31 protein-coding genes and 1 riboswitch are annotated in these 25326 nt (G+C 67.5%); of the genes, 12 read left to right on the top strand and 19 right to left on the bottom strand.

Going from position 1 to position 25326, the window contains the following annotated elements; all coding sequences use genetic code 11:
- Positions 1 to 199: 199 nt before the first annotated feature.
- Complete coding sequence (locus ASE28_RS02840; protein ID WP_157421841.1) at positions 200 to 844, bottom strand: hypothetical protein; 645 nt, start codon at positions 842 to 844, stop codon at positions 200 to 202.
- Positions 845 to 1235: 391 nt separating this feature from the next.
- Here ASE28_RS02840 and ASE28_RS31820 point away from each other — a divergent pair, with 391 nt between their 5' ends.
- A complete protein-coding gene (locus ASE28_RS31820; RefSeq protein ID WP_157421840.1) occupies positions 1236 to 1388 on the top strand; it encodes a hypothetical protein in 153 nt (50 codons plus the stop codon).
- Positions 1389 to 1540: 152 nt separating this feature from the next.
- On the opposite strand, the gene ASE28_RS02835 is transcribed toward ASE28_RS31820, so the two are convergent.
- Complete coding sequence (locus tag ASE28_RS02835; protein ID WP_057264513.1) at positions 1541 to 1744, bottom strand: hypothetical protein; 204 nt, start codon at positions 1742 to 1744, stop codon at positions 1541 to 1543.
- Positions 1745 to 2083: 339 nt separating this feature from the next.
- Between ASE28_RS02835 and ASE28_RS02830 the strand changes: the two genes are divergently transcribed.
- On the top strand, positions 2084 to 4342 hold the full coding sequence (locus tag ASE28_RS02830; protein WP_162262232.1) for a diguanylate cyclase domain-containing protein: 2259 nt from the start codon (positions 2084 to 2086) through the stop codon (positions 4340 to 4342).
- 14 nt (positions 4343 to 4356) lie between these two features.
- Here the strand turns inward: ASE28_RS02830 and ASE28_RS02825 are convergent, their stop codons facing one another.
- Together ASE28_RS02825 and ASE28_RS02820 are read right to left on the bottom strand one after the other, a co-directional pair.
- On the bottom strand, positions 4357 to 6555 hold the full coding sequence (locus ASE28_RS02825; protein WP_057264509.1) for a response regulator: 2199 nt from the start codon (positions 6553 to 6555) through the stop codon (positions 4357 to 4359).
- Between the two features lie 169 nt (positions 6556 to 6724).
- Positions 6725 to 7105, bottom strand: a complete 381-nt coding sequence (locus tag ASE28_RS02820) for a response regulator (RefSeq protein ID WP_057264507.1) — start codon at positions 7103 to 7105, stop codon at positions 6725 to 6727.
- Positions 7106 to 7240: 135 nt separating this feature from the next.
- On the opposite strand from ASE28_RS02820, the gene ASE28_RS02815 reads away from it, so the two are divergent.
- Entirely contained in the window at positions 7241 to 7531 is a 291-nt protein-coding gene (locus ASE28_RS02815) for a hypothetical protein (RefSeq protein WP_057204198.1), read from the top strand.
- 106 nt (positions 7532 to 7637) lie between these two features.
- Positions 7638 to 7850, top strand: coding sequence for a hypothetical protein (locus ASE28_RS02810; RefSeq protein ID WP_057264505.1), 213 nt, complete (start codon positions 7638 to 7640; stop codon positions 7848 to 7850).
- Between the two features lie 57 nt (positions 7851 to 7907).
- Here the strand turns inward: ASE28_RS02810 and ASE28_RS32565 are convergent, their stop codons facing one another.
- From ASE28_RS32565 to ASE28_RS02795, 4 genes are all read right to left on the bottom strand, one after another.
- Complete coding sequence (locus ASE28_RS32565) at positions 7908 to 8054, bottom strand: hypothetical protein (RefSeq protein ID WP_164470692.1); 147 nt, start codon at positions 8052 to 8054, stop codon at positions 7908 to 7910.
- Positions 8055 to 8247: 193 nt separating this feature from the next.
- Complete coding sequence (locus ASE28_RS02805) at positions 8248 to 8505, bottom strand: hypothetical protein (protein WP_057264503.1); 258 nt, start codon at positions 8503 to 8505, stop codon at positions 8248 to 8250.
- Positions 8506 to 8685: 180 nt separating this feature from the next.
- Positions 8686 to 9270 carry a hypothetical protein gene (locus tag ASE28_RS02800; RefSeq protein ID WP_057264501.1) on the bottom strand — a complete coding sequence of 195 codons (585 nt, stop codon included), beginning with the start codon at positions 9268 to 9270 and terminating at the stop codon, positions 8686 to 8688.
- A 174-nt stretch (positions 9271 to 9444) separates the two neighbouring features.
- On the bottom strand, positions 9445 to 9606 hold the full coding sequence (locus tag ASE28_RS02795; RefSeq protein ID WP_157412621.1) for a hypothetical protein: 162 nt from the start codon (positions 9604 to 9606) through the stop codon (positions 9445 to 9447).
- Positions 9607 to 9878: 272 nt separating this feature from the next.
- On the opposite strand from ASE28_RS02795, the gene ASE28_RS02790 reads away from it, so the two are divergent.
- A complete protein-coding gene (locus ASE28_RS02790) occupies positions 9879 to 10061 on the top strand; it encodes a hypothetical protein (RefSeq protein ID WP_057264497.1) in 183 nt (60 codons plus the stop codon).
- Between the two features lie 165 nt (positions 10062 to 10226).
- On the opposite strand, the gene ASE28_RS02785 is transcribed toward ASE28_RS02790, so the two are convergent.
- From ASE28_RS02785 to ASE28_RS02770, 4 genes are all read right to left on the bottom strand, one after another.
- Positions 10227 to 10442, bottom strand: a complete 216-nt coding sequence (locus tag ASE28_RS02785; protein WP_057264495.1) for a hypothetical protein — start codon at positions 10440 to 10442, stop codon at positions 10227 to 10229.
- 6 nt (positions 10443 to 10448) lie between these two features.
- Positions 10449 to 10988: a hypothetical protein gene (locus ASE28_RS02780; RefSeq protein WP_157412620.1), complete on the bottom strand. Its 540-nt coding sequence runs from the start codon at positions 10986 to 10988 to the stop codon at positions 10449 to 10451.
- A 91-nt stretch (positions 10989 to 11079) separates the two neighbouring features.
- Positions 11080 to 12270: a TCR/Tet family MFS transporter gene (locus ASE28_RS02775; RefSeq protein WP_057264491.1), complete on the bottom strand. Its 1191-nt coding sequence runs from the start codon at positions 12268 to 12270 to the stop codon at positions 11080 to 11082.
- Between the two features lie 242 nt (positions 12271 to 12512).
- Positions 12513 to 13544 carry an NADP-dependent oxidoreductase gene (locus ASE28_RS02770; RefSeq protein ID WP_057264489.1) on the bottom strand — a complete coding sequence of 344 codons (1032 nt, stop codon included), beginning with the start codon at positions 13542 to 13544 and terminating at the stop codon, positions 12513 to 12515.
- An 86-nt stretch (positions 13545 to 13630) separates the two neighbouring features.
- Here ASE28_RS02770 and ASE28_RS02765 point away from each other — a divergent pair, with 86 nt between their 5' ends.
- Both ASE28_RS02765 and ASE28_RS02760 read left to right on the top strand, forming a co-directional pair.
- Complete coding sequence (locus ASE28_RS02765; protein ID WP_057264487.1) at positions 13631 to 14617, top strand: LysR family transcriptional regulator; 987 nt, start codon at positions 13631 to 13633, stop codon at positions 14615 to 14617.
- A gap of 99 nt (positions 14618 to 14716) precedes the next feature.
- A complete protein-coding gene (locus ASE28_RS02760; protein ID WP_057204189.1) occupies positions 14717 to 14899 on the top strand; it encodes a hypothetical protein in 183 nt (60 codons plus the stop codon).
- A 31-nt stretch (positions 14900 to 14930) separates the two neighbouring features.
- Here ASE28_RS02760 and ASE28_RS02755 read toward each other — a convergent pair whose 3' ends face one another.
- Entirely contained in the window at positions 14931 to 15815 is an 885-nt protein-coding gene (locus ASE28_RS02755; protein ID WP_057264485.1) for a LysR family transcriptional regulator, read from the bottom strand.
- A gap of 105 nt (positions 15816 to 15920) precedes the next feature.
- Between ASE28_RS02755 and ASE28_RS02750 the strand changes: the two genes are divergently transcribed.
- A complete protein-coding gene (locus ASE28_RS02750; RefSeq protein ID WP_057264483.1) occupies positions 15921 to 16922 on the top strand; it encodes an NAD(P)H-quinone oxidoreductase in 1002 nt (333 codons plus the stop codon).
- 49 nt (positions 16923 to 16971) lie between these two features.
- On the top strand, positions 16972 to 17424 hold the full coding sequence (locus ASE28_RS02745; RefSeq protein ID WP_057264481.1) for a hypothetical protein: 453 nt from the start codon (positions 16972 to 16974) through the stop codon (positions 17422 to 17424).
- A 5-nt stretch (positions 17425 to 17429) separates the two neighbouring features.
- Here the strand turns inward: ASE28_RS02745 and ASE28_RS02740 are convergent, their stop codons facing one another.
- The 6 genes from ASE28_RS02740 to ASE28_RS02715 are packed head-to-tail and all read right to left on the bottom strand — an operon-like array spanning position 17430 to position 23319.
- On the bottom strand, positions 17430 to 18197 hold the full coding sequence (locus ASE28_RS02740; RefSeq protein WP_057264479.1) for an SDR family oxidoreductase: 768 nt from the start codon (positions 18195 to 18197) through the stop codon (positions 17430 to 17432).
- A gap of 22 nt (positions 18198 to 18219) precedes the next feature.
- On the bottom strand, positions 18220 to 19230 hold the full coding sequence (locus ASE28_RS02735) for an ABC transporter substrate-binding protein (protein WP_057264550.1): 1011 nt from the start codon (positions 19228 to 19230) through the stop codon (positions 18220 to 18222).
- Positions 19231 to 19235: 5 nt separating this feature from the next.
- Positions 19236 to 20003 carry an ABC transporter permease gene (locus ASE28_RS02730; RefSeq protein ID WP_057264477.1) on the bottom strand — a complete coding sequence of 256 codons (768 nt, stop codon included), beginning with the start codon at positions 20001 to 20003 and terminating at the stop codon, positions 19236 to 19238.
- Positions 20000 to 20746: an ABC transporter ATP-binding protein gene (locus tag ASE28_RS02725; RefSeq protein WP_057264476.1), complete on the bottom strand. Its 747-nt coding sequence runs from the start codon at positions 20744 to 20746 to the stop codon at positions 20000 to 20002. Before ASE28_RS02725 ends, ASE28_RS02730 begins: the two co-directional genes overlap by 4 nt.
- Positions 20747 to 20755: 9 nt before the next feature.
- Positions 20756 to 22234 carry an acyl-CoA reductase gene (locus ASE28_RS02720; protein WP_057264475.1) on the bottom strand — a complete coding sequence of 493 codons (1479 nt, stop codon included), beginning with the start codon at positions 22232 to 22234 and terminating at the stop codon, positions 20756 to 20758.
- On the bottom strand, positions 22231 to 23319 hold the full coding sequence (locus ASE28_RS02715; protein WP_057264474.1) for a long-chain-fatty-acid--CoA ligase: 1089 nt from the start codon (positions 23317 to 23319) through the stop codon (positions 22231 to 22233). Before ASE28_RS02715 ends, ASE28_RS02720 begins: the two co-directional genes overlap by 4 nt.
- Before the next feature lie 88 nt (positions 23320 to 23407).
- Positions 23408 to 23499, bottom strand: a riboswitch (TPP riboswitch).
- 375 nt (positions 23500 to 23874) lie between these two features.
- Between ASE28_RS02715 and ASE28_RS02710 the strand changes: the two genes are divergently transcribed.
- The 3 genes from ASE28_RS02710 to ASE28_RS31810 all read left to right on the top strand — a co-directional run bounded on the left by ASE28_RS02710 (position 23875) and on the right by ASE28_RS31810 (position 25201).
- Positions 23875 to 24525: a S24 family peptidase gene (locus ASE28_RS02710; RefSeq protein ID WP_057264473.1), complete on the top strand. Its 651-nt coding sequence runs from the start codon at positions 23875 to 23877 to the stop codon at positions 24523 to 24525.
- An 81-nt stretch (positions 24526 to 24606) separates the two neighbouring features.
- The gene (locus tag ASE28_RS31815; RefSeq protein ID WP_157421839.1) at positions 24607 to 25041 is read left to right on the top strand and encodes a hypothetical protein; all 435 of its coding nucleotides are present in this window, start codon (positions 24607 to 24609) and stop codon (positions 25039 to 25041) included.
- Positions 25034 to 25201 carry a hypothetical protein gene (locus tag ASE28_RS31810; RefSeq protein WP_157421838.1) on the top strand — a complete coding sequence of 56 codons (168 nt, stop codon included), beginning with the start codon at positions 25034 to 25036 and terminating at the stop codon, positions 25199 to 25201. Before ASE28_RS31815 ends, ASE28_RS31810 begins: the two co-directional genes overlap by 8 nt.
- Positions 25202 to 25326 lie beyond the last annotated feature (125 nt).

Below are 25326 nucleotides of genomic sequence, written 5' to 3'. Positions count from 1 at the left end.
GGTGGTATCTGTCAATCTATTGCAGTGCAACAGATTCTAGGCAGTGCCGGCCCCTGGCCCGGCAAAGGAATACCCTGATTCGCAAGAGTCGCGCAGTTGACAGCACGGTCCCGTCAAAGAATGGCGCTCCGAACCCCAAAAATGAAAAAGGGGCGCGCACTGTGTGCCGCCCCTTGCGTACCGCGCTTGGAGGCGCGGATCAGTGGTAAACGTAGGTTGCGCTGTAAGGCACGGCCAGGCCCGACACACGCAGCGTCATCTTGATGGAGCCCGTGCCCGAGATGACATCGAAAGTGCAGACATTGAGCGTCCAGTTGTTGGCCAGCGCGTTTTGCTGGCTCTGGGTGATGGGCAGGCGCAGCGACGCATCGCTGCAGAACTCCTGCTGGCTCAACGGCCGGGTCACATTGACCAGCGTGATGGGGTTCTGCGCCGTGCTCACGGCCGTCACGCGCACGTCCAGCAGGTGGCCTGTGGAGCCAGTGCCGGTGAAAGGCGGGTTCGTCACCACGCCGCCATAGCTGACCAGGCTGAACGAAGGATTGCCCAGGCTCACCTGGGTGAACAGGTCCTTGCCGATGGTCAACTGGGGCAGGTGCAGCAAATTGCCGGTGCTCAGGAACTGGATGTCTTCTCCCACCACGGCAGGGTCATTGGCCTTGAGCAGGCCCACATCCAACAGCTTGATCACCACACTGAAGTACCTGGCGTTGTCGATCTGCAGCGTGGGCAGGCTCAGCGTGCCGGTGGCGCCATCGAACACCGCCGGGTCTGCTGCCTGGGCCCCTGCCATGGCGCTCACGAGAAACGCCGCAACCGCGAGGTTTTTTGGGTTCGGTTTCACGTCTGATCTCTCCTGGGCCCTTGCCGGACCTGTAACCGTTAACGTACATCGTAACCAACTGAGTCAGGCAACAATCTGTGGTGCCCGACGGGAGGCGTAGCGCATGCACCACACCTCAATGGGTGTATTGTCCGCCGGAGTGGGGCTGCTTGCTGGTGATCAAGGACACATCCCCGTGCAGAACGCGCCTCATTTTTCAGCACCAATGGCCACCATTCACCTCACAGAGGATGACAATAGGCGCCATCCCGACGCATAAGGCGCTTCACCATTGCCAATAACACCGCAACGGGGCGCCCAGCCCGCCGCAGGTATAGGCATTGGCTGGCATACGCGGCCCGGGGACAGAAGTACGGTGGTTGCCAGACCACCACTATCCAAGGAGCTCGCCATGCCCGCACCCGCACCCCAGCCCATGCCTCCCATCGACACACCACCGCTGGAGCAGCCACCCCAGCCGGCCTGGACGCCCGCGCCGCCCCAGGGCGATCCGCCACCCGGCCCTGCCGAGTCGCCCGTGCAGGACCCGCCACCGCATTTTTGAGCGGTGGTACAGAGGCGAAGGGGCCGTTGCTGCACGCAGGTGGCAGCCGCCGAAGGCGGTTGCGCGGGCCGCTGGGCGTCTCACAGCCGGGCGCGCCTGCCCAAGGCCCGCCCCGCCCGGCGTACCGCAGGCTCGCGCTGAATCAGAGGTAGTTACCGGTTGGGCTGCGGCACCGCTGCGTAGTTGGACGCAATGGCCTGTACCACGGCACCGATCAGCACGGCATCCCCCGCTTGGGTGGGCAGCACGTCCTTGACAATCTGCACGGCGTACTGAAGCTGCTCCTTGGCCAGCGCCGCAGCCATGGCATTGCCACGTTTTTCATTGGGCGCAGCATCGCGGATTGGCAGGGACATGGGGAGCTTTCTCAAGAGAGGAAAGCACAGAGTATGGACCTCGCCCGATAGCCCTTGCCCCCGCTCGCCGGGCCATGCACAGCGCGCCTGGCGCAGGAGCAGCGCCTGCAACCGCCCCTTGGTGCTGGAATCGCGTGCGTTTTGCGCCGCAGGCTGTTGGGGCGTGTCATCATTCATTTCGCCCCCGCGCCACCGGTGCTGCCCAGACAGCCAGTGCGCGCGGCTCCACTTTTGCGACAGGGATGGATGAAAGGCAAGGCCCGGCAGGTGTTTTCCCCGCGAACCGGCGCTCCACGGTCTGCCAAAGACCGCTCATCGCTGCGGCTCGAGCCGTGGCGGGTGTTCCTGTTCGTGTTTGCATTGGCCGGGGTGGCCATCGTCCTGCAGCTGCTGAACGCGCGCCACACGATCCGCGAGGCGGAGGAGGCGCGGCTGCAGGACCTGAGCCGCTATGTGTCGGAGAACCTCACGCGCCAGCTCAAGGGCCTGAACGAGGCGCTGACCCGCATCAGCGGCGACTACCGTGCCACGGCGCTCACCGCGTCCAGCGCCGATGCATCCCGGCAGCTGCACCTGCTCACCGACGTGATCCAGGCCGTGCGTGGGCTGGCGGTGCATGACGCCAATGGCACGGCCGTCGCGTCGGACCGCGCGGCCGACGTGGGCCGGGATTTTTTCGCGGCAGAGTTCTTCCGCGGCGTGCACGGCCGGCCCGACCCGCGCGTGCTCTACCTCTCGCGCCCCTCGGCATCGGACGACGAGGGCGTGGCGCTGTACCTGTCGCGGGCCATCTTCGATGCCGAGGGCCATTTCTCGGGCGTGGTCAGCGCCACGCTGGACGATGAGTTCTTCGCCTTCATCATCCGCTCCGCGCTGTTCGCGCCGGACATGCGGGCCACGCTGGCGCATGCCGATGGCGAGGTCTTCGTCACCGTGCCCAGCATGGGCACCGAGCGCATGGCCAACCTGGCAAGGCCGGGCTCCGCGTTTGAAGCCCATGTCAAAAGCCAGCGACAGACGACCGTGTTCGAAGGCCTGGTGCCCGCCACGGGCCGCGAGCGGCTGGTGGTGCTGGCCAGCGTGAAGCCGGTGGGCCTGGGGCTGGACAACACCGTGGTGCTGGCCGTGAGCCGCGAGCGCTCGGAGGTCTACGCCCCCTGGTACGCCCAGGTGCGCATGTACGCCATGCTGTACGCCGCCCTGCTGGCAGCGGCCACCGGCCTGCGCCTGATCGAGCGCCGGCGCCTGCGCCGGCTGCTGGCGCACGAAGAAGCCTCGCAGGCCGCGCTGCAGCTGACGGCGGCCCGCCTGGAGCGCGCGCTCGACGGCGCCCAGCTGGGCCTGTGGGAGCTGCAGGTGGACTCGCGCCAGTTGCGCATCGATGCACGGGGCGCGCGCATGCTGGGCTATGGCGACGCCGAGGTGGTGCGCCCCATCGAGGAGTGGACGGCCACCTTGCACCCGGCCGACCAGGCCGCCAACGCCGCCGCCTTCTCCGAGCACCTCAGGGGCGCCAGCCCGGCCTACGAGAATGAGTTCCGCGTGCGGCTGCAAGACCGGTTCGTGTGGCTCTTCAGCCGCGGCAAGGTGACCGAGCGCGCCGAGAGCGGCGCGCCCCTGCGCATCATCGGCACGTTCATGGACATCACACCGCGCAAGACCAGCGAGGCCGCGCTGGCAGGCGCCGTGCTGCTGCAGAAGAAGTCCGGCGAAATCGCCCGCATCGGTGGCTGGACGCGGGACCTGACCACCGGCCAGTCGCAATGGACCGACGAGGTCTACCGCATCCACGACCTGGATCCGGGCGGCGCGCCGGACCTGCCGCGCACCCTCGACTTCTACACCGAGGCGTCGCGCCCCCTGATTGCCTCTGCGGTAGAAAAATGCGTGCAGGACGGCACGCCCTGGGACCTGGAGCTGCAGATCGTCTCGGCCAAGGGCCGCATGCTGTGGGTACGCACGCAGGGCGAGGCCATCTGGCAGGACGGCGCCATCGTGCGGATCACCGGCGCCTTCCAGGACATCACGGCCCGCAAGCAGGCCGCGCTGGAGCTGGAGCGGCTGAACGCCACGCTGTCCGAGCTGTCCTACCAGGACGCGCTCACCGGCCTGGGCAACCGCCGCCTGTTCGACGACACCCTGCAGGCCGAGTGGGCGCGCCACGCACGCCAGGGCGCGGCGCTGTCGCTGCTGATGGTGGACGTGGACTACTTCAAGCGCTTCAACGACCGGCACGGCCACCAGGTGGGCGACGAGTGCCTCAAGCGCGTGGCGGGCGTGCTGCGCGAGGCCCTGTGGCGATCACACGAGCGCGCCATGCGCTATGGCGGCGAGGAGTTCGCCATCCTGCTGCCCGAAACCACGCGCGAAGGCGCCCGCCTGGTGGCCCAGCGGGTGCTGGACGCGGTGGCCGCCGCGCGCATCGCGCACGGCGCCTCTCCCCTGGGGGCCTGGGTCACGCTGAGCATCGGCGTGGCGTGCATTGCGCCATCGATGGAGGCCAAGCCCGCCTCCCTCACCCGGCGGGCGGACATGGCGCTCTACCAGGCCAAGGCACAGGGGCGTGCGGGGCTGGTCGTGGAAGACATGCCCCCTTGAAGGAGCGCAGGCCCTTACCTGCCGGCGCCGCCATCGAGCAAGGCGCGCACCCTGCGCGCCATGTCATCCACCTCGAAGGGCTTGGTGAGGATCTCCCTGCCGGGCGAGGCAAAGGGCTGCGAGGCTGACACCTTCTCGGCATAGCCCGTCATGAACAGGATTTTCAGGTCCGGCCGCTCGGCGCTGGCCGCCTCGGCCACCTGGCGGCCGTTGAGCCCCGGTAGGCCGACGTCGGTGATGAGCAGGTCGATGCGGCGCTGCGGCACCCGCAGTTGGTGCAGCCCCGAGGGGCCGTCGTGCGCCTCCAGCACCTGGTAGCCCAGGTCGCGCAGCACCTCGGCCACCAGCTCGCGCACCAGGGTTTCGTCCTCCACCACCAGGATCACCTCGCCCTTGCCCGCCGCGGTGGCGCTGGGTGCGGGCAGTGCGTGCGCGGGGCCGTCCTCGGCGTTGAAGTGGGCCGGCAGGTAGATCCTGACGGTGGTGCCCTGCCCATACTCGCTGAAGATGCGGGCGTGGCCTTCGGACTGGCGGGTGAAACCATAGATCATCGACAACCCCAGGCCCGAGCCCTCGCCCACCGCCTTGGTGGTGAAGAACGGCTCGAAGGCATGGGCCAGGGTCTCTGCTGTCATGCCCGTGCCCGTGTCGGTCACGGCAATGCACACATACGGGCCGGGCTGCACGCCGTGCAGGGCTGCGGCGTAGGCCGCATCGAGCTCGGCGTTGTGCGTTTCAATGGTCAGCCGGCCGCCACCCGGCATGGCGTCGCGGGCGTTGATGGCCAGGTTGAGGATGGCGCTTTCCAACTGGTTCTCGTCGCACAGCGTGGTCCACAGGTCGGGCGCCAGCTGCAGCGACAGCTCCACCTTCTCGCCGATGGTCTGGCGCAGCAGGTCCTGCATGGACAGCACCAGCGGATTGGTGCGCACGGCCTTGGGGCTGAGCGGTTGGCGCCGCGAGAAGGCCAGCAGCCGGTGCGTAAGCCCCGCCGCGCGCGAGGTGGACGCCAAGGCCCGGGTGACGTAGGTATCGAGGTCGGCCGCCGTGCTGTGCACCCCTTGCCCCAGCCGCTTGCGCAGCACCTGCAGGTTGCCCATGATGCCCTGCAGCAGGTTGTTGAAGTCGTGCGCGATGCCGCCCGTGAGCTGGCCCACCGCCTCCATCTTCTGCGCCTGGCGCAGCGCCTCTTCGTGCAGGCGCAGCTGCTGGCTGCGCTCGGCCACCTGGGATTCGAGCGTGGCGTTCAGCGTCTGCAGCGCCACCTCGGCCTTGCGGCGCTCTTCGATCTCGCGCTGGGCGGCCTCGAACAGGCGGGCGTTGTCGATGGCAATGGCCGCCTCGGCCGCCAGCAGGGCCACCGAGCGCTCCGAGCGCTCGGTGAACACGCCCGGCTGCGCGTGGCCGAAGAACAGGCCGCCGATCACATGGCGGGCCCGGTCGATCACCGGCACCGCCAGGTAGCTGGTCACCGCCAGGTGGCCCTGGGGCATGCCGTGCCAGGGCGCGCTCTGGCCGTAGCGCGGGTCCTGGGTGATGTCGTCCGAGCGCACGATGCCCTCGCCCGCAAACGTGGGGCCGAAAAGGGCCGTGTTGCGCGGCATGGGAAAGCCCTCGAACGCGGCGCGCGGCGCGCCCGACAGGGTGTACAGCGTGTAGCTCTCGCCCGCAGCGTCCACCAGGTTGTAGAAGAACGCGCCGAACTGCGCGCCGGTCACTTCCACGCCCGCGTCGGTGACGGCCTGCACCACCAGGGCCAGGTCGTTCTCGCGCGCCAGCGTGGCGGCGGCGCGGTTGAGGATTTCCAGCGTGCGCTTTTCCTCACGCAGCGCGTCTTCGGACACCTTCCACTGCGTGCGGTCGCGCAGCACCTTCACAAAGGCCACGGGCGCTGCGGCGGGGTCGGTCACCGGGGTGAGCTCGCCCACCGCCCAGAAACGCGAGCCATCGGCGCGCATGCGCCATCCCTCGTGGCCGCCACGGCCTTTGGACTGGGCGTCGGCCATTTCCTCGGTCACGCGCGCCTGGGGGTTCGTCTCTTCGGGAAAGATGCGCAGCAGGGTCTGGCCCAGCATCTCTTGCTCGGACCAGCCCAGCAGCCGCACGGCGCCAGGGTTCCAGCTGAGCACGGCGCCCCGGCTGTCCAGCGCGATGATGGCCGTGTCGGTGGCGCTGTTGATGACGGTCGACAACGCGGCTGCGCTCAGTGGCATGGGGTGCGGTTTCTTATATTGGCATATTCGCCCGCGACCTCACGCCCAGCAAATATCGGGTGCGCTCGCGGGACAGGAATCGCCACTTTACATTCTTGGCCGGGTTTGAACCACCCGGGTGTTCATGGATGTCTACACGGAACGGGGCCGGCCTTGCGGGCGCACACGGTCAGGCTTGGGGGTCGGGCAAGCCCATGCAGTGGTCGAAGAACGCATCCAGTTCCGTAGATTTGTCGAACACGGCATCGGCCCCCTGGGCCAGGCAGCGGCGGCGCATGTCGGGCGTGGCGTAGTTGGACAGCACAAACACATGCTGGCCGGGATTGCGCTGGCGCACGGCCTGCAGCACCTCCAGGCCCGAGCCGGCGGCCAGAAACAGGTCCACCACCATCAGGTGCCATTGCCCGCGCCAGCGCTCCACCGCCTGCCGGGCACCCGAGGCAGTGGTGGCAATGGCAACAACGCGGGCATTGGCCAACTCCTCCAATGCCGGAACCAGGGTCTCACTGATGGTTTTGTTGTCTTCGACGAGAATGGTGATGAAAGGCATCGTGGAACGTGCCGGTTACACCGGTTATTGGGAAGCTGCCTACAATCTAAGCGCGTACATGGCCACAGCCTGTAGGCCGTTACCCCGCATGCACACGATTGTGTGATTTTTCCCCCATTGAGCCGAGCCCCCACCATGCCCAGCGAGTCGAAACCGTCCCAGGCATCCGAGATCGCAGATGTCCTGAACCAGAACATCGAAGCGGCCGAGCAGATCAAGGCCACGGCCAGCGAGCTCAACGTGGTGCACGCCGTGCTGTCCACGCAAATCCCCACCGAAGCGCTGGAGGGCGACCTGCAGGCCGCTGTGGAGCGCACCGACGAGCTGGAGCAGCAGCTCAGCGAGACGGCCGAAGCGCTCGAAAAATCCAACGATCTGCTGCGCGAGATCGACGCCAAGCAAAGCGCCGCGGCCACGAAAAAATAGCAGCCCGCCTGCCTCCCTCTGTCCGAAGGGGGCCGGTGCGGCGGCATCGTCCTACAGCGGCCAGGCCACTGCGTCAGCACACTGGGCTTTTTGCAGCGGAGGCCCCATGGCCACACCACCCCCATCGCCCGACGGCAAGCCCCGCAAGGACCCCGACCGCCCCACCCCGGCCTTTACCGAGACCGATGCCCAAGCCGGCAAACGCAAGCCTGCAGACACGGCGCCCGAGCGCGGGGACATCACGCCATCGGCTCCTGCACACCATCCGCCCGAGTCGGACGTGGACCCGGAGACTCCGGCAAGCATCAATTCCCCATGACGGAGATGGGTCGGCACAACTCGGTGCAGGCCAGCGCAACCTACAGTCAGAGGGGGCTCACAGCGGCGTCAACGCCTCTGGCAGGCACGACTCCTCATGCCCCACCAGGCGGATCCACATGCCGCTTTTGCGGATGATGACGTAATCGACGGTGACGACGCGGCCTTTGTAGAGAAATCGGGAACCGGGCTTGTACAGAACCATGGGAGCAAAAAGAAGGCGGGTGGCAGGCAGCAAGCGCCTGCAAGAAACAGGCCTTCGATGGTGCCTGCGCATGCGCCATGGGGTTGTGAAAACCGCGAAAGACCTGCCGCTCTACTGGGCTGCTACTTGACTGACGCGCGGGGGTACGCGCCATCCCGTCGCGCTGCCGCGCGACAACCCAGACCAGTGCCTCTCAGTGCTCGCCCACCACGGCGTGTTGGATAGACGCGTCCACGCTCGGTGCGGACTGCACGGAAACGAACTGCGTGGCAGCCGGCAACTGGCTGGCGAGAGCTGCCTTGATCTCTGGCGCGGCCATCTTGAAAGCCACCACGCACGACACCACCAGCACCGCAATGACCGCAGAGATGCCAAACACCCGCGAATCACCCGCACTGTCGGCGCCCTGCAGCATGCCGTAATTGCCCGATGTGTTGCTGATGGTTTTCATGTGGTTGCTCCTGGCTGTGTGTTGCAGTGAAGTTAACGGCCAGCGGGCGCCTGGGCTGTCGGACAAATACCATTCCTGGGTGTCGAAAACCCGCAGTCCCCGTCGTGCCCCGCGAGCCCCCTTGGCGCCATGAAAAAAGCCGCCTGGCAAGGCGGCTTCTGGGGCCCATGCAGTGCTGGCCTACATCCGGTTCCACGGCCACTCGCCGCACTTGGCCTGCGACACCGTCACATTCGCCAGGCGACGCATGGCGGTGTCGTCGTAGATGTAGCTCAAGCGCACACCGGCCTGCAGGTCGGGCGACACATGCGGGTCGCGGCACAGCGTGCCCAGCAGCTCGCGCTCCACCACGGCCTCGAAATCCGGCCGCACCCCGGCCGGGCTGACCAGGAACTTCACCGTCACATGCCGCCCCGCGTGCGTGGCCGAGGTGGTCAGGATGCGCTCGTCGCGCCGCTCGCGTGCGTCCGCGTTGTACTCCTCGGCAAGGCGCTTGGCCCGCGCCTCGGCGGTCAGGCGTGCGCCCTTTTCGGACGGCGCCTTGCCCATGAGGTAGTTTTCATCGCACACCCGCAGCGCGATGTGGATGCCCGTGGGCGTGGGCTTTTCGGTGGCGTTCTCCACGCAGCGGTCGTACTGCGCGCGCGCCTTGGGCCCCAGGTCCTCGCGCGAGCGCTGGGGGTAGTCCTGCGCCATGGCGGCAGATGCACAAAGCAGCATGGCGCCGAGCGCCGCGCCGCGTGCCAGTGGTGGCATGGTCTTCATGGTCGATTTCCCCCGGTTTCTTGTAGGTTCAAGCATGGGTGCGGTCCCTGCAGCGAGCCTGCAGTGTGCTCGCCAACCGCAACTGCGGCAAGCTGCGTTGCGCTCGGTAACCAGTGCAACGTCGGGGCCCCGCCCCCTAGCGCTGCAGAGGCTGCAGGGGCTGCAGGGGCTGCGTCAGCCTGCGGCAAACGCGACCACCGCCACCAGCAGCATCACTGCAGCGGCTGCCAGCCACATCACGCGCGGGCTGTACTGGCCAAACTCCAGTTCCGCATCGTCTGCCAGGCCGGCATCGGCAAAGGACATCTGGCGCTGGAATGGTTTGCTGGTGCTCATGGTGATCTCCCGGTGGTACATGTGTGCAAAGGTAGCTGGCAAGCCCAGCCGTCCGTGTCAGACAAGTTCCCATCCTCGCAGCAGATGGGGCCGGTGGCGTTTTTGAAAATGGCTGCGGTGTGCAAAACTGCACGGAGAGCAGGCCCAAAACCGGGGGGAACGCTGCCCGGCCCTGTGGCGGCCCGCTGGAGCGAGGAAAAGGGGTCCTTGTCCCACGTCCCCACATCGGCATGCCTTGCAGGCGCATTGCCACCACTGCGCCACCATGGTGGATGACCTACTCCACCTCTGTTGACCGGAAGCAGGCCCTGGCCACCTGGGCCATGGCCCTGGAAGCATTCCACCAGGAAATGCACCGCGTGCTGCGCGGCGGCCAGCGCGATCGCGTCCGGTCCGTGGCACTCAAGCGGGCGCTTGATGCGGCCCGCGCCGAGGTGGATGGGTTGGCCCCTTGAACGAGACGGGGCGGTAAGCACGGCGGTGCTTTCACCCGCGGACACCCTCCACTAAGAGCGGATAACAAAACTCAGCGAAGCGGTTCTGGCTAGGCGCTGCGCCGCAGGCAGTACGTTAGTACGACAAGGCGCAGCAACGACGCCAGAAGAGTTTTGTTAGCCGCTCTAAGGCCGCGTCAGCTTCCATTCGCGGTGCATTTCCTGCATCAGCAGCTGCGCCAGAAAGTCCGCGTTGTCCTGCACCTTGGCGCTTTTCGGCGCAATGCCCATGGTCAGGCAGGTGACGGTGAGGGTGCCGTCCTTCACCTGCCATGTGCCCGTGTGCCCTTCGATTTCGAGTTGCCCGCTGTCTCCGGGCGCCGCATCAGCGTTGGGGGCCATGGGGCTTTAGCGCCGCGCCTTGCACAACGACTCCCACAGCGACGCCGCCGCCGTCGGCTGCGCGCCGCACTCGAAGGCCAGCTTCAAAAATTCTTCAGCAGACACTGAAATCTCCTGCGGCAGCGCCCGCACCACCTGCATGGCGCCGGGCTTGAGCCGCTCGATCTCCCAGCTGGAGAGTCGGCCATCCGACAGGGCCGCCTGCCTGAACGCCGCAACGATGTCGGCCGGCAGGTTCGGCCCGAAGACGTAGTATTCGAGCCGGGGCAGAAAGCTGGCCTCCAGGTGCGCCCCATTGGCAGGGGCGCCATTGGCCTCGTACCAAGCCTCGCGCGAGCGCCCCTGCCCCCCAGGGTAGCGGTCCGGCACCGTGTAGTAGCGCATGCGCTCCACAGGAATGCCACCGCGCGCCAGCAGCGACTGGTACAGCGCTGCCATGGGCTCCAGCGACCGTACCGTGGCGTCGTCATGCCTGCGGCTGAAGTCGATCTGGCCCAGCCATGCGTGTTCCTGATCGGTAAGGTCAATGTCCGGGGTGCGTGTCATGTACCCCATTCTGCCCTCAGGCACGGCCCAGGCACCAAGATAAAAGTTTGGCTTGTCGGAATCCCGATACTCGAAAACCATGGCGAATCTGTTACGCCCTGCCCGGTATGCTGGCGCGCCGGGTCCCCAGCACCACCAGCGGCACGGCCATGGCGTACACCGCCACCACCAGCAGCCATATGGCGCCTGGCCAGTCCGACCGCACGGCATAGTAGAACGCCGAGAAGCCCAGCGGCGCGATGATGGACGCCAGGCTGACGGCCGAAGCCAGCATGCCCTGGAACTGCCCCTGCAGGTCGGCACCCACCTGGCGGCTGGCCAGCGCCTGCAGCGCCGGCGTGCCGATGCTGCCCAACGCAAAGACCGGCATGGCTACGAACACCATCCAGCCCTGGCGTATGAAAGCCATCGCCACCAGGGCCAAGCAGGCGCAGGCAATGCCCGCCAGTACAGCGCCCCTCTCACCCAGCCAGCGGCTGGCCGGCCCGGGAGCCAACGCCTGCACCAGGGTCTGGCACACGCCGAAGGCGCCCAGCGACAGTCCGATCCACAGGCCATTCCACTGGAACGCGTCGGCACCCCACAGCGCCCAGCAGATGCCATAGGCCTCGCCGGTCGCGCTGAGGATGAAGAAGGTCAGCACGATAGGCCGCAGGCGCTTTTCAGAAAGCACCCATGCCAGGGGCCGCAGCGGGTTCAGCGCCGCCAGGCCGATGCCCTCGCCGCTGCCCTTGCGCGATTCGGGCAACGATGTGCATGCGAGCACGAAGTTGGCCCCCGTGAGTACCGCCGCTGCGATGAAGGGCAAGCGCACGCAGTGGTCGCCGAGCACGCCGCCCAGCACCGGCCCGATGATGAAGCCCGCGCCGAACATGGCGTTGAAGAGCCCGAAGCGCCGCGCGCGCTGCGCCTCGGGCGTGACATCGGTGATGTAGGCGGTCGCCACCGACATGTTGGCGCTTGTCAGCCCCGCGATGGCGCGCCCCAGCAGCAACAGCCACAGGCTGGGCGCGCACGCCAGCAGCAGGTAGTTGACGCTGGCGCCGGCCAGGGACAGCAGCAGTACGGGCCGCCGGCCCAGCCGGTCGCTCAGTGCGCCCAGCACCGGCGCGAACACCAGTTGCATGGTTGCATACAGTGCGGCCATGATCCCGATGAACGGCGCGACATTGCCGGCGCCAGTGACTTCGCCGACCAGCGCCGGAAGGATGGGAAACACGAGGCCGATGCCCATGGCATCGAGCGCAACGCAAAGGTAGATGACGAAAAGGGATCGGTTCATGCAGGGGCGCTCCAGTCCGTGCAGGCATGGCGCGCCAGGGGCGCAGCTGCTCGCAGCAGGGTCCGACGGGTGTCGGGGGAAACGCTGGCCGGGGTCACCCCGTGCGGGGGTGGCGGCGTGTGCGCGGCCAATTGCGGTTTCGGTGTCCAGATGGACGGGCGAATGCAACAAACGGCCGTTTCTCGCGGTGTTCGAGTGCGCAGTATCGCACGCCCGCGCTGCTACCTCCACGCCCCGCCCCCCTATCTCACCGTGAGCACGATCTTTCCGCGAATGTGCCCGCGCGCCGCCCGCTCGTGTGCGCTGCGCGCATCGGCCAGCGCAAAGGTGCTGTCGATGGCCACGCGCACCGTGCCCGCGCCGAGCAAGCCCGCCAGTTGCACGAGCTGGGCGCCGCTGGACCTCACCTGCGTTGCCGACACCGTGAAGCCCCGCTGCGCGGCCTCGTCGGCGCCGGTGTAGCCCAGGGGGAACACGGGGTACAGAACGCCACCCGGCTTGAGCGCCTGCAGAAACCGGCCGGTGGTGGGGCCGCCCAGGGTGTCGAGCACCAGGTCCACCCCGCGAGCCACCGCTTCGGGCGCGCCCTGGGTGTAGTCGATGAATTCGTCGGCGCCCAGGCCCTGCAAAAAGGCCTCGTGCGCTCCCGACGCCACGGCGATCACGTGCGCGCCCTTGACCTTCGCCAGTTGCACCGCAAAGTGCCCCACCCCGCCCGCCGCGCCGTTGACCAGCACCGTCTTGCCCGCAATGGGCACCGGGCGGTGCATCTGCGGCTGCAAGGGGTTCGGGTGGTCGTGGCCCAGCTCGATGAGGAACTGCCACGCCGTGAGCAAGGCCATGGGTGCAGCAGCTGCCTGCACGTGGCTGATGCCGGCTGGCTTGTGTGCCAGGTCCGATGCGGGTGCGGTCACGTATTCGGCATAGGCCGCGCTGTCGCCATAGCTGGGAAAGCGCACCATGCCGAACACCTCGTCGCCCACGGCCAGGCCTTGCACGCCCGGCGCCACGGCCTCGACCACGCCCGAGACGTCCGATCCCGGGATGGCGGGCATCGCGATCGGCGGTTGCCACGCGGGCGGCAGCATGCGGTAGCCCTCGCGCAGGTACCAGTCGGGCGGGTTGATGCCCACTGCGTGCACGCGCACCAGCACCTCGCCGGGCTTGAGCGCAGGCACCGGCGCATCCTCGTAGCGCAGCACCTCGGGGCCGCCGAAGGCGTGCAGGCGGATGGCTTTCATCATCGTCGTCGTGGTTGTCGTAGCGGTCGTCATCGTGATCTCCTGGGATTCGTCAAAACCGCAGTGTCGATCTTCACCGTCTGTTTGATAATCCCTCCACAACTCACTTGTTTCATGCCATGACGGAATCAATCAGCCTGGAGCGCCTGACCGGCATCGTCGCGTTTGCCCGCGCGGCGTCGCACGGCAGCTTCACCGCGGCGGCGCGCTCGCTGTCGGTGTCGCCATCGGCCGTGAGCAAGACCATCCAGCGGCTGGAGCAGCAGTTGGGCCTGCGCCTGTTCACGCGCACCACCCGATCCCTGGTGCTCACGCCAGAGGGCCGCGAGCTGCACGAGCGCGCCCTGCACCTGCTGCGCGCGGCCGAGGATGTGGTGCAGTCGGCCGCCGCCGTGCGGGCCGAGCCGTCCGGCACCATCAAGGTGGCGGCGCCGCTGCCCATCGGCACGCGCCTGCTCGCGCCCGCCCTGCCCGAGTTTCGCCGCCGCTACCCCCAGGTGCAGGTGGACCTGCGGCTGGGCGACCGCTTCGTGAACCTGGTGGAGGAAGGCATCGACGTAGCCATCCGCATCGGCGATCTGCCCGACTCCAACCTGCTATCGCGCGGCCTCACCTCGGCCAAAGTCAGCGCCTTCGCCTCACCCACCTACCTGGCAGCGCGGGGCACGCCCCAACGGCCCGAGGACCTCCAACACCACGATTGCGTGAACTTTCGCTACCAGGCATCGGGCCAGCTGATGCGCTGGGTGTTCAAGGCCGGCAGCCGCACGGTGGAGTTCACGCCCGATGCAGCCATCGTGGTGGACGTGAGCGACGCGGTGGTGGAGGTCATCGCCGCCGGTGGCGGCATCGGCATGTCGGCATCGTTCATCGCCGCGCCGTATGTCGAGCGCGGCCTGCTGGTGCCGGTGCTGACCGAGTTTGCGGCCCACATGCCGACCATCACCGCCGTCTGGCCCGAAAGCCGGCGCGCGAGTCCGAGCGTCAAGGCGTTCATAGCGTTTCTGGAGGAGCTGTTTCCGTCGCCCGCGCCATGGGATGCGGTGATTGCGAATGCAGCCTTGAGGCCAAAGCACATCCCGCCGACCACAGGTACGAAAAAATGACCGTTTGGCCGGTCTCGTACGGCATCGCATACTGCGGCTTCAACTGCAGTCACCCAAATGGGCTAGATCACCCCCGGGCCTACTCTGACACTATGGACCATGGTCCCCTCCCCCTCCCTGCCGCGAAACACCGCCCTTGCCACCTGGGCCAAGGCTCTGGAGGAATGGCAGACAGAGGCCACCCGGCTGGCCCAGGGTGGTGCGCCCGATAGCCACCGGGCTGCTGCACTGAAAATGTCGCTGGCCACCGCACGCTACCGCTTGAATCTGGTGTCCGCATAGCAGCCCGGGGAGCCAGCCCCGCGCCTCTCCTTCACTCCCTTTCAGACAGGCTCTGCCCCAGCGCCTCCGACAAGAACTCTGCCGTCGCCCGCACCCGCGCCGTGCGCTGCAGGTCGGGGTGCATCACCAGCCAGACTTCATGGTCGTTGGCGCGCCGCCGCTCGGGCCAGATACGTACCAGGCCTTCACGCTCGCCCAGATGGACCGGCATCTCGCCCAGGCCGATGCCGGCGGCCACCGCCTTGCGCACCAACAGGCCGGAGTTGACCGCCATGGCGATGCGGGCCTGGCGGGCCGGCACCTCGGCCGCCGTGGGAAAAAGCCGTTGCTCCAGGGTGGGGCCGTAGGCCACCAGGTGGTGGCCGCGCAGTTCGTCGTCAGGCACGGGCATGCCAAAGCGCTCCAGATACGCCGCGCTGGCAAACAGCCCCACCGGCCACGAGGCCACGCGGCGCACCACCAGGTCGGGTGAATCGGGGCGCACGTTGCGAAAAGCAATGTCGGCCTGCCGGCGGCTCAGGCTGAGCACCTGGGTGGACACCTCCAAATCCACGCGGATGCCCGGCCAGCGCTGCTGCAGTCGCTCGACGGCGGGCAGCAAAAATTCGATGGCGATGGTGTCGGAACTCGTCACCCGCACCAGCCCGGCGTGGCTCTCGTCCTGCCCCTCGATGCGGGTGCGCAGGTCCGTCGCCGCCGCCTCCATGCGCCGGGCCGCGCCCAGCGCCGCCTCGCCCGCAGCGGTGAGCAGATAGCCGCCCTTGGCACGCAGGAACAGGGTGGCACCCAGCTCGGCCTCCAGCGCCTGCAGGCGCCGGCCCACCGTGGCCTGGTCCACGCCCAGGCTGCGCGCGGCAGCACGCAGCGAGGGTGCGCGGGTCAGGGCCAGAAAGATGCGTGTGTCGTCCCAGTTCATGTGATGCAATTTTGCATCAGTTGGCAGCAAAAACGCTGCATTTCACAAGCACCTTTTCGACCTAAGCTGTGCACCATCACTGGATCAGACCAAAGGAAACCCACCATGCAAGCCATCGTCTTCGACGAGTTCGGCGGCCCCGAAGTCCTCGTGGCCCGCGAAGTTGCCCGCCCCGAAGTGCGCCCGCACGACCTGCTGGTACGCAACGCCGCCATCGGCGTGAACCGCGCCGACCTGTCGCACCGCAAGGGCGCCTACGGCCGCGCGTACTTCGGCGACTCGGACCTGATGGGCCTGGAGGTCGCTGGCACCGTGGCCGAGGTGGGCCCCGAGGTGCAGGGCTTTGCCGTGGGCGACCGGGTGATGGGCATCGTGGGCGGCGGCGCGTACGCGGAGTATTCGCGCATCGACCACCGCATGGCCATGCACGTGCCGAAGAACCTGTCGCTGCAACAGGCCGGCGCCGTGGCCGAAGTCTTCGTCACCGCGCACGAAGCCATGTTCCACCTGGCGCGGCTGCAGGCCGGCGAGTCGGTGCTCATCCACGCAGCCGCAGGCGGCGTGGGCTCGGCAGCCGTGCAGCTGGCCCATGCCGCCGGGGCGCGCGTGTTCGCCACCGCCAGCGCCGACAAGCGCGATGCCGTTCGGGGCTTTGGTGCCGATGTGTTCATCGACTACCGCAGCGAGGACTTCCAGGCCGTGGTGGCCGACAAGACCGAAGGCAAGGGCGTGGACGTCGTGATCGACTTCATCGGCGGCCCCTACCTGGAACGCAACGTGCGCTCGCTGGCCGTGGGTGGGCGCATGACGGTGGTGGGCCTGCTGGGCGGCGCAACCGAAGGCGCGCAACTGCCCATCGACGTGCTGCTCTACCGCCACCTGCAGATCTACGGCACCGTGATGAAGTCGCGCCCGCCCGAGGTCAAGCAGGCCATGACGCAGCGCTTCGCGCAGCGCTGGATGGGCGCGCTGGCGGATGGCACGCTGCGCCCGGTGATCGACAGCACCTACCCGTTGGCCGATGCGGCGGCAGCGCACCGGCGCATGGAGACGGGGGCGAGCGTGGGCAAGATCCTGCTGCTGCCAGAGAGCGCCGCCGCGCAGTGAGCGGGTGGCACCACCCCGCGCCTCTGGCGCGGGACCTTAGACTGTGCGGATGGTAAGAATCCAGACCTGCCTCACCCTCGCCCTCCTGGCCGGCGCAGCCCAGGCCATCGCCTGCACGCCCCCCACGAGCTTTACGCCCTGGCCCGAGCAGGTGGCCCAGGCCTACGCCCAGTCGCAGGCGGTCTACATCGCCCAGGCGGTGCGCAGGCAGGCCGGCCCCCAGAAGGACGGCTACGAGACCGTGCGCGTGTTCCTCAAGCCGATTCGGTTCTTCAAGGGCGGCCGCGCCAATGCCCTGGCCTACATCGAGAAAGCAGGCCACACCTGCGACCAGCGGCCGGTTCCCACGGAGCGCGGCAAGGTGCTCGTGTTCGCCTCGGCCCGGGGGGACCTTCTGCGCGTCATACCGGAGCAGGACAAGGACAGCCTGGAGAACATGCCACCGCCCTACGCATCGGCGCTGCACCAGGTGCAGAGGCTGAGCCGGGCAGGAGCCAACTGAGGCAGTCAGCGCATCACCAACCCACCATCGACAAACAGCACCTGCCCGGTCATGAACCCGCTCCAGTCCGAGGCCAGGAAGAGCACGGGCCCGGCGATATCTTCGGGCCGGGCGATGCGCCGCAGCGGCGTGGCCGCCATCAACGATTCGCGAAACGACTCCTTCGTCGATTCACTGGCCTGCGTGGGGTAGACGAGCCCGGGCGCCACGCAGTTCACGCGGATGCCCAGGGGCCCCAGCTCGGTGGCCAGGTTGCGGCTGAAGGCCACCAGCGAGGCCTTGGCCGTGGTGTAGTCGTGGTAGGCCACGACAGGGTGCTCCACCAGGTTGCTCACGATATTCACGATGGCGCCCTGCGCCCGCTGGCGCATCTGCGGCAGCACTGCCCGGCACACGTTGAAGGCACCGCCCACCGCACCGTCGAACTGTGTCTGGTAGTCGCTCCACTCCAGGTCGTCGAACAGCGTGCGGCGCTGCGGGTCGAAGGCGTAGGGCCGAAAGGCGTTGTTCACCACGATGTCGATGGGGCCGAGCTCGCGCACCACCGCGTCGACCATGGCCTGCACCGCTGGCGCTGACCCCACATCGGCCTTGGCGGCCCAGGCATCGCCACCGGCGGCCCGGCAGGCCGCGACAACCTCAGCGGCCGCTGCGTCGTTGCTCAGGTGGTTGATGGCCACCGTCGCGCCCTCCCGCGCAAACGCTGTCGCAATCGCCGCACCGATGCCGCGGCTGGCCCCGGTGACCAGCACCACCTTGCCCTGGAACTTCATGGCCTGTTCTCCCTTGAAGTCTTCACGCCACCGGCAGCAGGCTGGTGTCCACCACGTCCGCCACCTTGATCTGGCGCTGCACCAGGCCCAGCGCGCGGTAGGCGTCGGCGCCCTTCTGCAGGGAGTCGAGGTTGAAGGCGCCCAGCCTGGCGCCGGCTGCGGACGGCAGCGACGAGGCATTGCGCAGGCGGATCACCTCCAGGTTGATGTCGCGCTGCGTGCCGTCGATGGCGTACTTGACGGCCAGGGTCGCGGCCTCTTCGGGGTTGGCGATCATCCACGCCGCGCTGTCGCGGTAGCCCTTGAGGAAGGCGCGCAGCAGCTCCTTCTTTTGCGGCAAGGTCTCGTCGCGCACCACGAAGAGGTCGCTCGATACGTTCAGGTAATCGCGCACCTGCATCACGTTGACCTCGCCGATGCCCTTGCGCTGCCCCACCACCAGGCCGGTGTCGGTGGCGGCCGTGGCATCCACCTGGCCCTGCAGCAGCGGCGCGAAGTTGAGCAGGCCGGTGACGACGATGGTCACGTCCGACTCCCTGAGCCCCGCCTGGTGCAGCATCACCAAGAGGTTCTGGCGCGTGCCGCTGGCCAGGCTGTACACGCCGATCTTCTTGCCCTTGAGGTCCGCCGGCTTGTGGATGTTGGCGGACTTGAGCGAGACCACGTTGAACACGTTCTGCGGGTAGATGTCGTAGATGGCCGTGAGCTTTTCACCCTTGTCCAGCGCCGTGAAGAAAGAGCCGGGGTCGGTGAAAGCCACGTCGGCCTGGCCGCTAAGCATGTTGCGGATGGCATCGCCCCCGCCCGCCCCGGGCGCGTAGCCCAGCTCGACGCCCTGGGCCTTGAAGAAGCCCTTGTCGGGCTCGGCGAGCAGGTTGGTGATTTCGCTGATGGGCTTGCTCCAGCCCCCGACGGTGATCTTGCCCTTGGACTGCGCGGTGGCCAAGCCCGCGAACGGCAAGGCGGCCAGGCCCGCAGAGGCGCCGAGCACGGTGCGGCGGGAGATGGGCAGGGAGTAGGTGGTGGTGTTCATGGCAATCAAGGGTTGTCGAGGTAGGGGGTCAAAAGCCGGCGCTCCAGCAGCAGCGTGGCCTGGTAGAGCACCAGCCCGATGAGGGCGATGAGAAAGAGTGCGGCGAACATCAGGGCGGTGTCCATCATTCCCTGCGAGGCAATGACCACGGCGCCCAGGCCCTGGCTGGCACCGATGAACTCGCCAACGACGGCGCCGACCAGCGCCAGCACCACGGCCATGCGCAGGCCCGCCAGAATGGAGGGCAGCCCCACGGGCAGCTTGAGGCGCAGCAGCGTCTGCCAGCGTGTGGCGCCCAGCATGCGAAAGAGCTGCAGCCGCTGCGGGTCTACGTGCTTCAGGCCCGTCAGCGTGTTCTCCATCAGCGGAAAAAAGCAGATCAGCCCCGTGATCAGCGCCGTGGGGGCGATGCCAAAGCCGAACCACAGCACGAACAGCGGCGCCAGCGCCAGCTTGGGCACCACCTGGCTCACCACCACGTAGGGCCTGAATACGCGCTCCAGCAGGGCCGATTCGGCCAGGGCCATGCCCATCAGCAGGCCTGCCACACCGCCACCCACCAGCCCCAGCACAAGCGCCGACACCGTGGCCCGGATGTGGGGCCAGAAATAGCCGGTAGCCACACCGTTCCACAGCGCGGCGGCCACGGACGAAGGCGCGGGCAGCACCAGCGCCGACAGCCCGGAGCGGCGCACGGCCAACTCCCACGCCGCCAGCAGCACCAGCAGCAGCGCAGCGGAGAGGAGCCGGGCTTGCAACACTGTCAGCTTCATGCGGCCACCCCATCCATGCTCTTGCGCACCTGCGCGCAGTAGCGGTTGAACGGCGCCTCGTCGCGCATGGCCTGCACGTGCGGGCCGGGCAGGTCGATGCGGATGTCGTCCACGATGCGGCCGGCATGCATCACGGCGATGCGGTCGCCCAGGTACACCGCCTCGTTGATGTCGTGCGTGACGAACAGCACCGTGGTGCCGCGCTGGCGGCAGGTGTGCAGCAGGTCGTCCTGCAGCTCGGCGCGGGTGATGGCGTCGAGCGCGGCAAACGGCTCGTCGAGCAGCAGCAGCGCGGGCTCGAGCACCAGCGCGCGCGCCAGTGCCACGCGGCTTTGCTGCCCGCCAGACAAATGCCGCGGGTAGTGCTGCGCATGCGCGGCCAGGCCCAGCTGGTCCAGCAGCGCCCGCGCCCGCTCCACATCGCCCGCCCCCGGGCGGCGCTGCAGCGACACGGGCAGCAGCACGTTGTCGATGACACGCTGCCAGTCGAGCAGGGTCGGCGCCTGGAACATGAAGCCCAGTTGCGGCCCGGGCGCCAGCAGCTCCTGGCCGCGCAGCAGCACGCGGCCCGACTGCGGCCGCAGCAGGCCGGCAGCCAGCTGCAGCAGCGTGGTCTTGCCACAGCCGCTGCGGCCCACCAGGCAGTGGATCTCACCGGCCGGCATGCGCCAATCGATGCCATCCACCACGGGCGGGCGGCCCGGGTAGGTGAAGACCACCTGCTCAATGGCAAGAAAACTCATGGGGTGCACTCAATCCGCATAGGGTGCCAGCGGTTCGGCCGCCAACTCGGCGGACTGCTCGATCTCGGTCATGCGCACCAGGTCGAGCAGGTTGAAACGGCCATCGTGGTGCCAGCCGGCCTCGGGCGCGCTCATCGAGCCAATGGCACTGATGCGCGTGACCCCCACCGCGCCCAGCAGCCCGGCCAGGCGGAACAGCTCGGCCGGCGCAGCGGCGATGCCGGCGGTCTGCAGAAAGCGGCTGTGCGGCGCCACCAGGGGCACCACATCGTCCAGCGCATCCACGCCCACCACCTGGATGGTGCGCTGCATCGCGGTGGGGGCCAGAGGCTGCAGCGTGTCGCTGTAGGCCACGCTCCAGGCGGCAGAAGAGGCACAGATCAGTTGGTCTGCGGGCCCTTCGGCCCCGGCAGACAGTGCTTTCCACTCCACGCCCTGCTGCCATTTGGCCACCGCAGCGGAATCCTCGACCGCCAGCGGCCGGCGCGGAAAGCGCCGGTGCAGGTTGGCCAGCTCGCCGGCCAGGTAGCCGGCAAAGGCGCGCGGCGAAACCGCCCCGCCCCGCTGTACATAGAAGACATGCGGCGAATAGCAGCCCTGCTGGTCGTAGCGCATCACATCCCATGCGGCCAGCCGCGCCAGGGCGGGAGCCTTCAGCGTATCGAGCGCCGTGGCGCTGACCACGCCAAAGCCCAGCTTGTGCCCATGGGGCAGGAAGCGCGTGGTCACCGGCAGGCGCCGCCGGATCGCGTCCAGCGCCTCATTGCCGCCATAGGCCAGCACCGTGTCGGCCTGGGCATAGAGGGCCGATGCCCCTTCATCGCCCGCGCCGCGCCACCAGACGACGGCAAAGCAATCGGCGATGGGCGGGTGCACCTCGGCCAGCAGGCGCGCGAACCAGCCGGCGAACAGGGGTTCGGCACTGGGCAGCTTGCCGATGTTGCCGGCCTTGACCAGCAGGCCGCAGACCATGCTCCACAGCGCCAGCGCGGGCACGTTGCCGGCCCAGTTGTGCACCAGCAGGTCGGGGCCGAAGGCGCGCACCGCGCCGCCCTTGGGCGTGGGCTGAAAACCGTCGAGCACCTTGGGGTTGGCAAAGTCTTCTGCCACAAAGCGGTGCAGCTGCGCTGCGCGAAAGGTCTTGAAAAAGCCCGTGAGCCCCAGGCGCACCATGTCGCTGTCGTAGCCGCTGACCACGGGCAGATACGCCTCGGCCTGCTGGCGGTACGGGTCGCTGCGGTCCAGCAGGCGGGCGATGGCCTGGTCCACCACAGCGATGATGTCCGACACCGCCATGGTTTTCAGGTGCCGGGCGCTGGCCTGCCGCACACGCGCCGCCAGCGCATCCATCTGCGCGGCCGACAGCACCGGCACCGCGACCTCCAGAACCTGGTCGCCCTGCGCAAAGGGCAGCACCTGCCAGTCGACCTCGGCCGCGTGCAGCCCCGGCAGGTAGCCTGCCTGGATGCGGTGGGGCACCTTGGTCATGCGGCCGTGGCCCGCACAAACTCCTCGACCGCCAGCGAGCAGCCCTTGGCCTCCACGCCCTCGGCACGGCCCAGCAGCAGAAAGCCGCCCTCGGCATTCAGGCCCACGTCTTCCGTGAGGATGGTGGTGACCGAATTGAAGTTGGCCAAGTCGCAGTGCACCAGGATGCCGCGCTCGCCTGCAGGCACCGTGCGCCCCGTGACCGGGTCAACCAGGCGCGAGCGTATCCAGTGCGGCCCCGACTTGACCGACGGCACCGATGCATTGCCATCGTCATAGAACTGGGTGCTCAGCTCCGTCATGCCATACATGTTGATGCACTGCGTGCGCGGCACGCCGAGCGCCTGCGACAGCTCGCTGTAGAAGGCTTCGAGCGGCAGCTCGCGCGACTGCCCCTTGTAGCCGCCGGTGTCCAGGATGCGGCTGCCGGGCGGCAGCTTGAAGGTGCGGCCCTGCTGGCGCAGCGCATCGATCACATGCACGAAGCTGAAGCTCGCGCCCAGCAGCGCATAGGGCTCCCCGCTGCGCTCGGCAGCGGCCAGTGCCGCCCAGAGCCCATCGAGGTCCATGCCCTGCGGCGTGACGAAGGTATGGCTGGCACCATTGCTGCCGAAAGCCGACTTGGCCAGGTCCAGGTAGTGCGCCAGCGACGAGTTGGGCATCGCCACCTCGTCCGGGAACAAGATGCCCATCGGCATGCGCTCCGTGCCGCGCATAAAGCGCTGCGCGAAGTTGCGGGTCATCGACAGGTCGTACACATCGAGCAGCGGGTGAAAGTGCTGCCCGCGCGTGCTGCCGCCGCGCGTGGTGCCGCTGGTCATGAAGATGCGGTCGGTATCGGCCGGTGCCTCGCAGCGCAGCGGCATGGCCTTGAAGGCATCGATGGGCACGGCAGGAATGTCCGCCCACGACTTCACGCTGCGGGCGTTGACGCCGCGCAGCCGGCAAAAACTCTGGAACGGCTGGTTGGCGGCAAACTGGTGCGCGAACAGTCGCAGCGCCATCTGGTCGAACTGCTCGTCCGTGCAGCCATCCATCGGGATGAAGTCGAGCAGGTCTGCCACCAGTGGAGTGACCTTGTGCATGAGCGAGCGTCCTTGTGTTGTCTTTGACAGGATGCTCCGAGGTCACCCTGCACATCGACGGCACAGCGCAGCAAAGTGCGCCCGCATCGGGAGGGGTGAAAGCTCTTCTTCCGCCGGAATTACCCGGTTCAAGTTCTCGGGTGTGGATCTCAGCACTTGCGTGCACCCCGGAGCGATGGAGCGGATTTTAACCCGCGGCCGCAAAGCACCGGTGTCGACCACCTTCTTCAGGACATCGCCTTAACTCAGAGCTTCATGCAGTCATCGACATACGACATGAACCCCATCTCGGTGCTGGGCCTGAGCTCCACCCTGGGCTTTGCACCGGGATCGCCGGTCGGGCTGGCGGGATGCCCGGCGTTGGCTGCGGCGACGGAAGACCCTCTCCCTGGCTTTTCCCGCCATATGCGACCTTGGAGTGCTCCGCGGCTGCCGGGTGGGCGACCTCTGCAGCGCCCCGAGTGCTGGAGGATTGTTGTGCCAAGCATGAAAAATAAAGCATGCTTTATAAACTATGTCCGTCAATCTTGACAAGCATTCTTGTAAGCTTGCTTGATGACCTACGCCGAACGCTTCCAACTCGCCCTTGATCAATCCAAGCTCTCGCGCCCCCAGTTGGCACGCGAATTGGGGGTTTCTGCCCAGGCCATCGGCGAAGTCTTGAAGGGCGCTACACGGTCGCTCAGCGCCGAGAACAATTCGAAGGCCGCGCGCATTCTTGGTGTCAGTTCAGACTGGCTGGCCACCGGTCAGGGCCAGATGAACATGTCCAACGTGGCCGCCGCCCCGTCCCTGGGGACATCCCGCCTCATCCCCGTCGTGGGGCACGTCAAGGGCGGCACGGATGGCTTTTTGGAGGAAATGCAATACCCCGTGGGGCATGGAGAGGGCTTTGTCCAGTACTGGACCAAAGACCCGAAGGCCTACGCATTGCGGGTCAAGGGCGAATCAATGCACCCACGCTACCGGGCGCGCGAGTTCATCGTGGTCACGCCCTCCATCGAGGCGCAGCCAGGCAACGACGTGGTGGTAAAGCTCAAGGACGGCCGCAAGCTGCTCAAGCAGCTCAACCGCATCCACGACGACGAAATTCAACTGGTCAGCATCAACGATGGGTACGAGCCCGCAACCATCCAGCGCGACGAGATCGAGGACATCCATCGGGTCGGTGGCGGTGTGCCGCCAGATGCCCTCATCGAAAGCTGACCGATTCATCAAGAATACTTGACTACAAAAGCAAGCATGCTTTAATTCACTCCAATGCCAACACGGTAGTGGAGTGAAAAAATGCCAACATCGATTTCCTGTACCGAGACCGCTCGCCCGACCCGCCCCGCCCTGGCGGCGGACGTCGAGGTGGCGAAATTCACAGTTGGATCCACCAACTGTTCGGGCAGCAGGTCCATCCACACCTGTTGGACCGAAGTCCCTAACGCCGAACAGGCGGACGCCATAGCCCGGCACCCCATCAGCGTCCATTTCGACAACGCGCATGCGGTGCCAAGCAGCGCCTGCGCGCGGCGCGGCCACGAGATGGTCCGCGTCGGCGCCAACGGCTTCGTGGTCTTCCACCGCACCCCTACCCTGTTCCTGCTGGCCAAGGCCAGCGCCCCGGTCGCCCATGCATGCGGCCTGGCCCCAGGGCTCGGCGGCACGCATCCGTTCGGCCACCGCGCCGACCTGGGCAAACACAGCATCCGCGTGCAGCAGCCCCATGGTTGACTTCGTGAAGCGGTGCCCCATGGTCGGCCGCACCACCCCTGGCGGTGGTCACCGCGTGCGCCAGGCGCCTGAAAACACCAGCCAGGCGGGCGCGCAGAGCGAAGGCATCGCGCGCCAGAAGCCCTGGGTTCTGTTGTTCGCCGTGCAGCGGCGGACCTGACCCACCACCACACCAACCGCCGCAAGCAGCGGCGCAGGAACCATCTTGAACGATGGGGATGTGGCTCGCGCGTCTCATGCAGAACGCGAAGGCCATGTGCGTGCAATGCATCCCGGGAGGCCCCG

Origin of the sequence: Acidovorax sp. Root219 (assembly GCF_001428665.1) — a bacterium.
Classification (GTDB): domain Bacteria; phylum Pseudomonadota; class Gammaproteobacteria; order Burkholderiales; family Burkholderiaceae_C; genus Acidovorax.
This window is presented reverse-complemented; position numbering and strand designations above follow the sequence as displayed.

Excerpts from the sequence above, each read along its gene's own strand:
- ASE28_RS31820 (WP_157421840.1), top strand. The coding sequence starts at position 1,236 with ATGCCCGCACCCGCACCCCAGCCCATGCCTCCCATCGACACACCACCG.
- ASE28_RS02835 (WP_057264513.1), bottom strand. The coding sequence starts at position 1,744 with ATGTCCCTGCCAATCCGCGATGCTGCGCCCAATGAAAAACGTGGCAAT.
- ASE28_RS02825 (WP_057264509.1), bottom strand. The coding sequence starts at position 6,555 with ATGCCACTGAGCGCAGCCGCGTTGTCGACCGTCATCAACAGCGCCACC.
- ASE28_RS02820 (WP_057264507.1), bottom strand. The coding sequence starts at position 7,105 with ATGCCTTTCATCACCATTCTCGTCGAAGACAACAAAACCATCAGTGAG.
- ASE28_RS02815 (WP_057204198.1), top strand. The coding sequence starts at position 7,241 with ATGCCCAGCGAGTCGAAACCGTCCCAGGCATCCGAGATCGCAGATGTC.
- ASE28_RS02810 (WP_057264505.1), top strand. The coding sequence starts at position 7,638 with ATGGCCACACCACCCCCATCGCCCGACGGCAAGCCCCGCAAGGACCCC.
- ASE28_RS32565 (WP_164470692.1), bottom strand. The coding sequence starts at position 8,054 with ATGGTTCTGTACAAGCCCGGTTCCCGATTTCTCTACAAAGGCCGCGTC.
- ASE28_RS02805 (WP_057264503.1), bottom strand. The coding sequence starts at position 8,505 with ATGAAAACCATCAGCAACACATCGGGCAATTACGGCATGCTGCAGGGC.
- ASE28_RS02800 (WP_057264501.1), bottom strand. The coding sequence starts at position 9,270 with ATGAAGACCATGCCACCACTGGCACGCGGCGCGGCGCTCGGCGCCATG.
- ASE28_RS02795 (WP_157412621.1), bottom strand. The coding sequence starts at position 9,606 with ATGAGCACCAGCAAACCATTCCAGCGCCAGATGTCCTTTGCCGATGCC.
- ASE28_RS02790 (WP_057264497.1), top strand. The coding sequence starts at position 9,879 with ATGACCTACTCCACCTCTGTTGACCGGAAGCAGGCCCTGGCCACCTGG.
- ASE28_RS02785 (WP_057264495.1), bottom strand. The coding sequence starts at position 10,442 with ATGGCCCCCAACGCTGATGCGGCGCCCGGAGACAGCGGGCAACTCGAA.
- ASE28_RS02780 (WP_157412620.1), bottom strand. The coding sequence starts at position 10,988 with ATGACACGCACCCCGGACATTGACCTTACCGATCAGGAACACGCATGG.
- ASE28_RS02775 (WP_057264491.1), bottom strand. The coding sequence starts at position 12,270 with ATGAACCGATCCCTTTTCGTCATCTACCTTTGCGTTGCGCTCGATGCC.
- ASE28_RS02770 (WP_057264489.1), bottom strand. The coding sequence starts at position 13,544 with ATGACGACCGCTACGACAACCACGACGACGATGATGAAAGCCATCCGC.
- ASE28_RS02765 (WP_057264487.1), top strand. The coding sequence starts at position 13,631 with ATGACGGAATCAATCAGCCTGGAGCGCCTGACCGGCATCGTCGCGTTT.
- ASE28_RS02760 (WP_057204189.1), top strand. The coding sequence starts at position 14,717 with ATGGTCCCCTCCCCCTCCCTGCCGCGAAACACCGCCCTTGCCACCTGG.
- ASE28_RS02755 (WP_057264485.1), bottom strand. The coding sequence starts at position 15,815 with ATGAACTGGGACGACACACGCATCTTTCTGGCCCTGACCCGCGCACCC.
- ASE28_RS02750 (WP_057264483.1), top strand. The coding sequence starts at position 15,921 with ATGCAAGCCATCGTCTTCGACGAGTTCGGCGGCCCCGAAGTCCTCGTG.
- ASE28_RS02745 (WP_057264481.1), top strand. The coding sequence starts at position 16,972 with ATGGTAAGAATCCAGACCTGCCTCACCCTCGCCCTCCTGGCCGGCGCA.
- ASE28_RS02740 (WP_057264479.1), bottom strand. The coding sequence starts at position 18,197 with ATGAAGTTCCAGGGCAAGGTGGTGCTGGTCACCGGGGCCAGCCGCGGC.
- ASE28_RS02735 (WP_057264550.1), bottom strand. The coding sequence starts at position 19,230 with ATGAACACCACCACCTACTCCCTGCCCATCTCCCGCCGCACCGTGCTC.
- ASE28_RS02730 (WP_057264477.1), bottom strand. The coding sequence starts at position 20,003 with ATGAAGCTGACAGTGTTGCAAGCCCGGCTCCTCTCCGCTGCGCTGCTG.
- ASE28_RS02725 (WP_057264476.1), bottom strand. The coding sequence starts at position 20,746 with ATGAGTTTTCTTGCCATTGAGCAGGTGGTCTTCACCTACCCGGGCCGC.
- ASE28_RS02720 (WP_057264475.1), bottom strand. The coding sequence starts at position 22,234 with ATGACCAAGGTGCCCCACCGCATCCAGGCAGGCTACCTGCCGGGGCTG.
- ASE28_RS02715 (WP_057264474.1), bottom strand. The coding sequence starts at position 23,319 with ATGCACAAGGTCACTCCACTGGTGGCAGACCTGCTCGACTTCATCCCG.
- ASE28_RS02710 (WP_057264473.1), top strand. The coding sequence starts at position 23,875 with ATGACCTACGCCGAACGCTTCCAACTCGCCCTTGATCAATCCAAGCTC.
- ASE28_RS31815 (WP_157421839.1), top strand. The coding sequence starts at position 24,607 with ATGCCAACATCGATTTCCTGTACCGAGACCGCTCGCCCGACCCGCCCC.
- ASE28_RS31810 (WP_157421838.1), top strand. The coding sequence starts at position 25,034 with ATGGTTGACTTCGTGAAGCGGTGCCCCATGGTCGGCCGCACCACCCCT.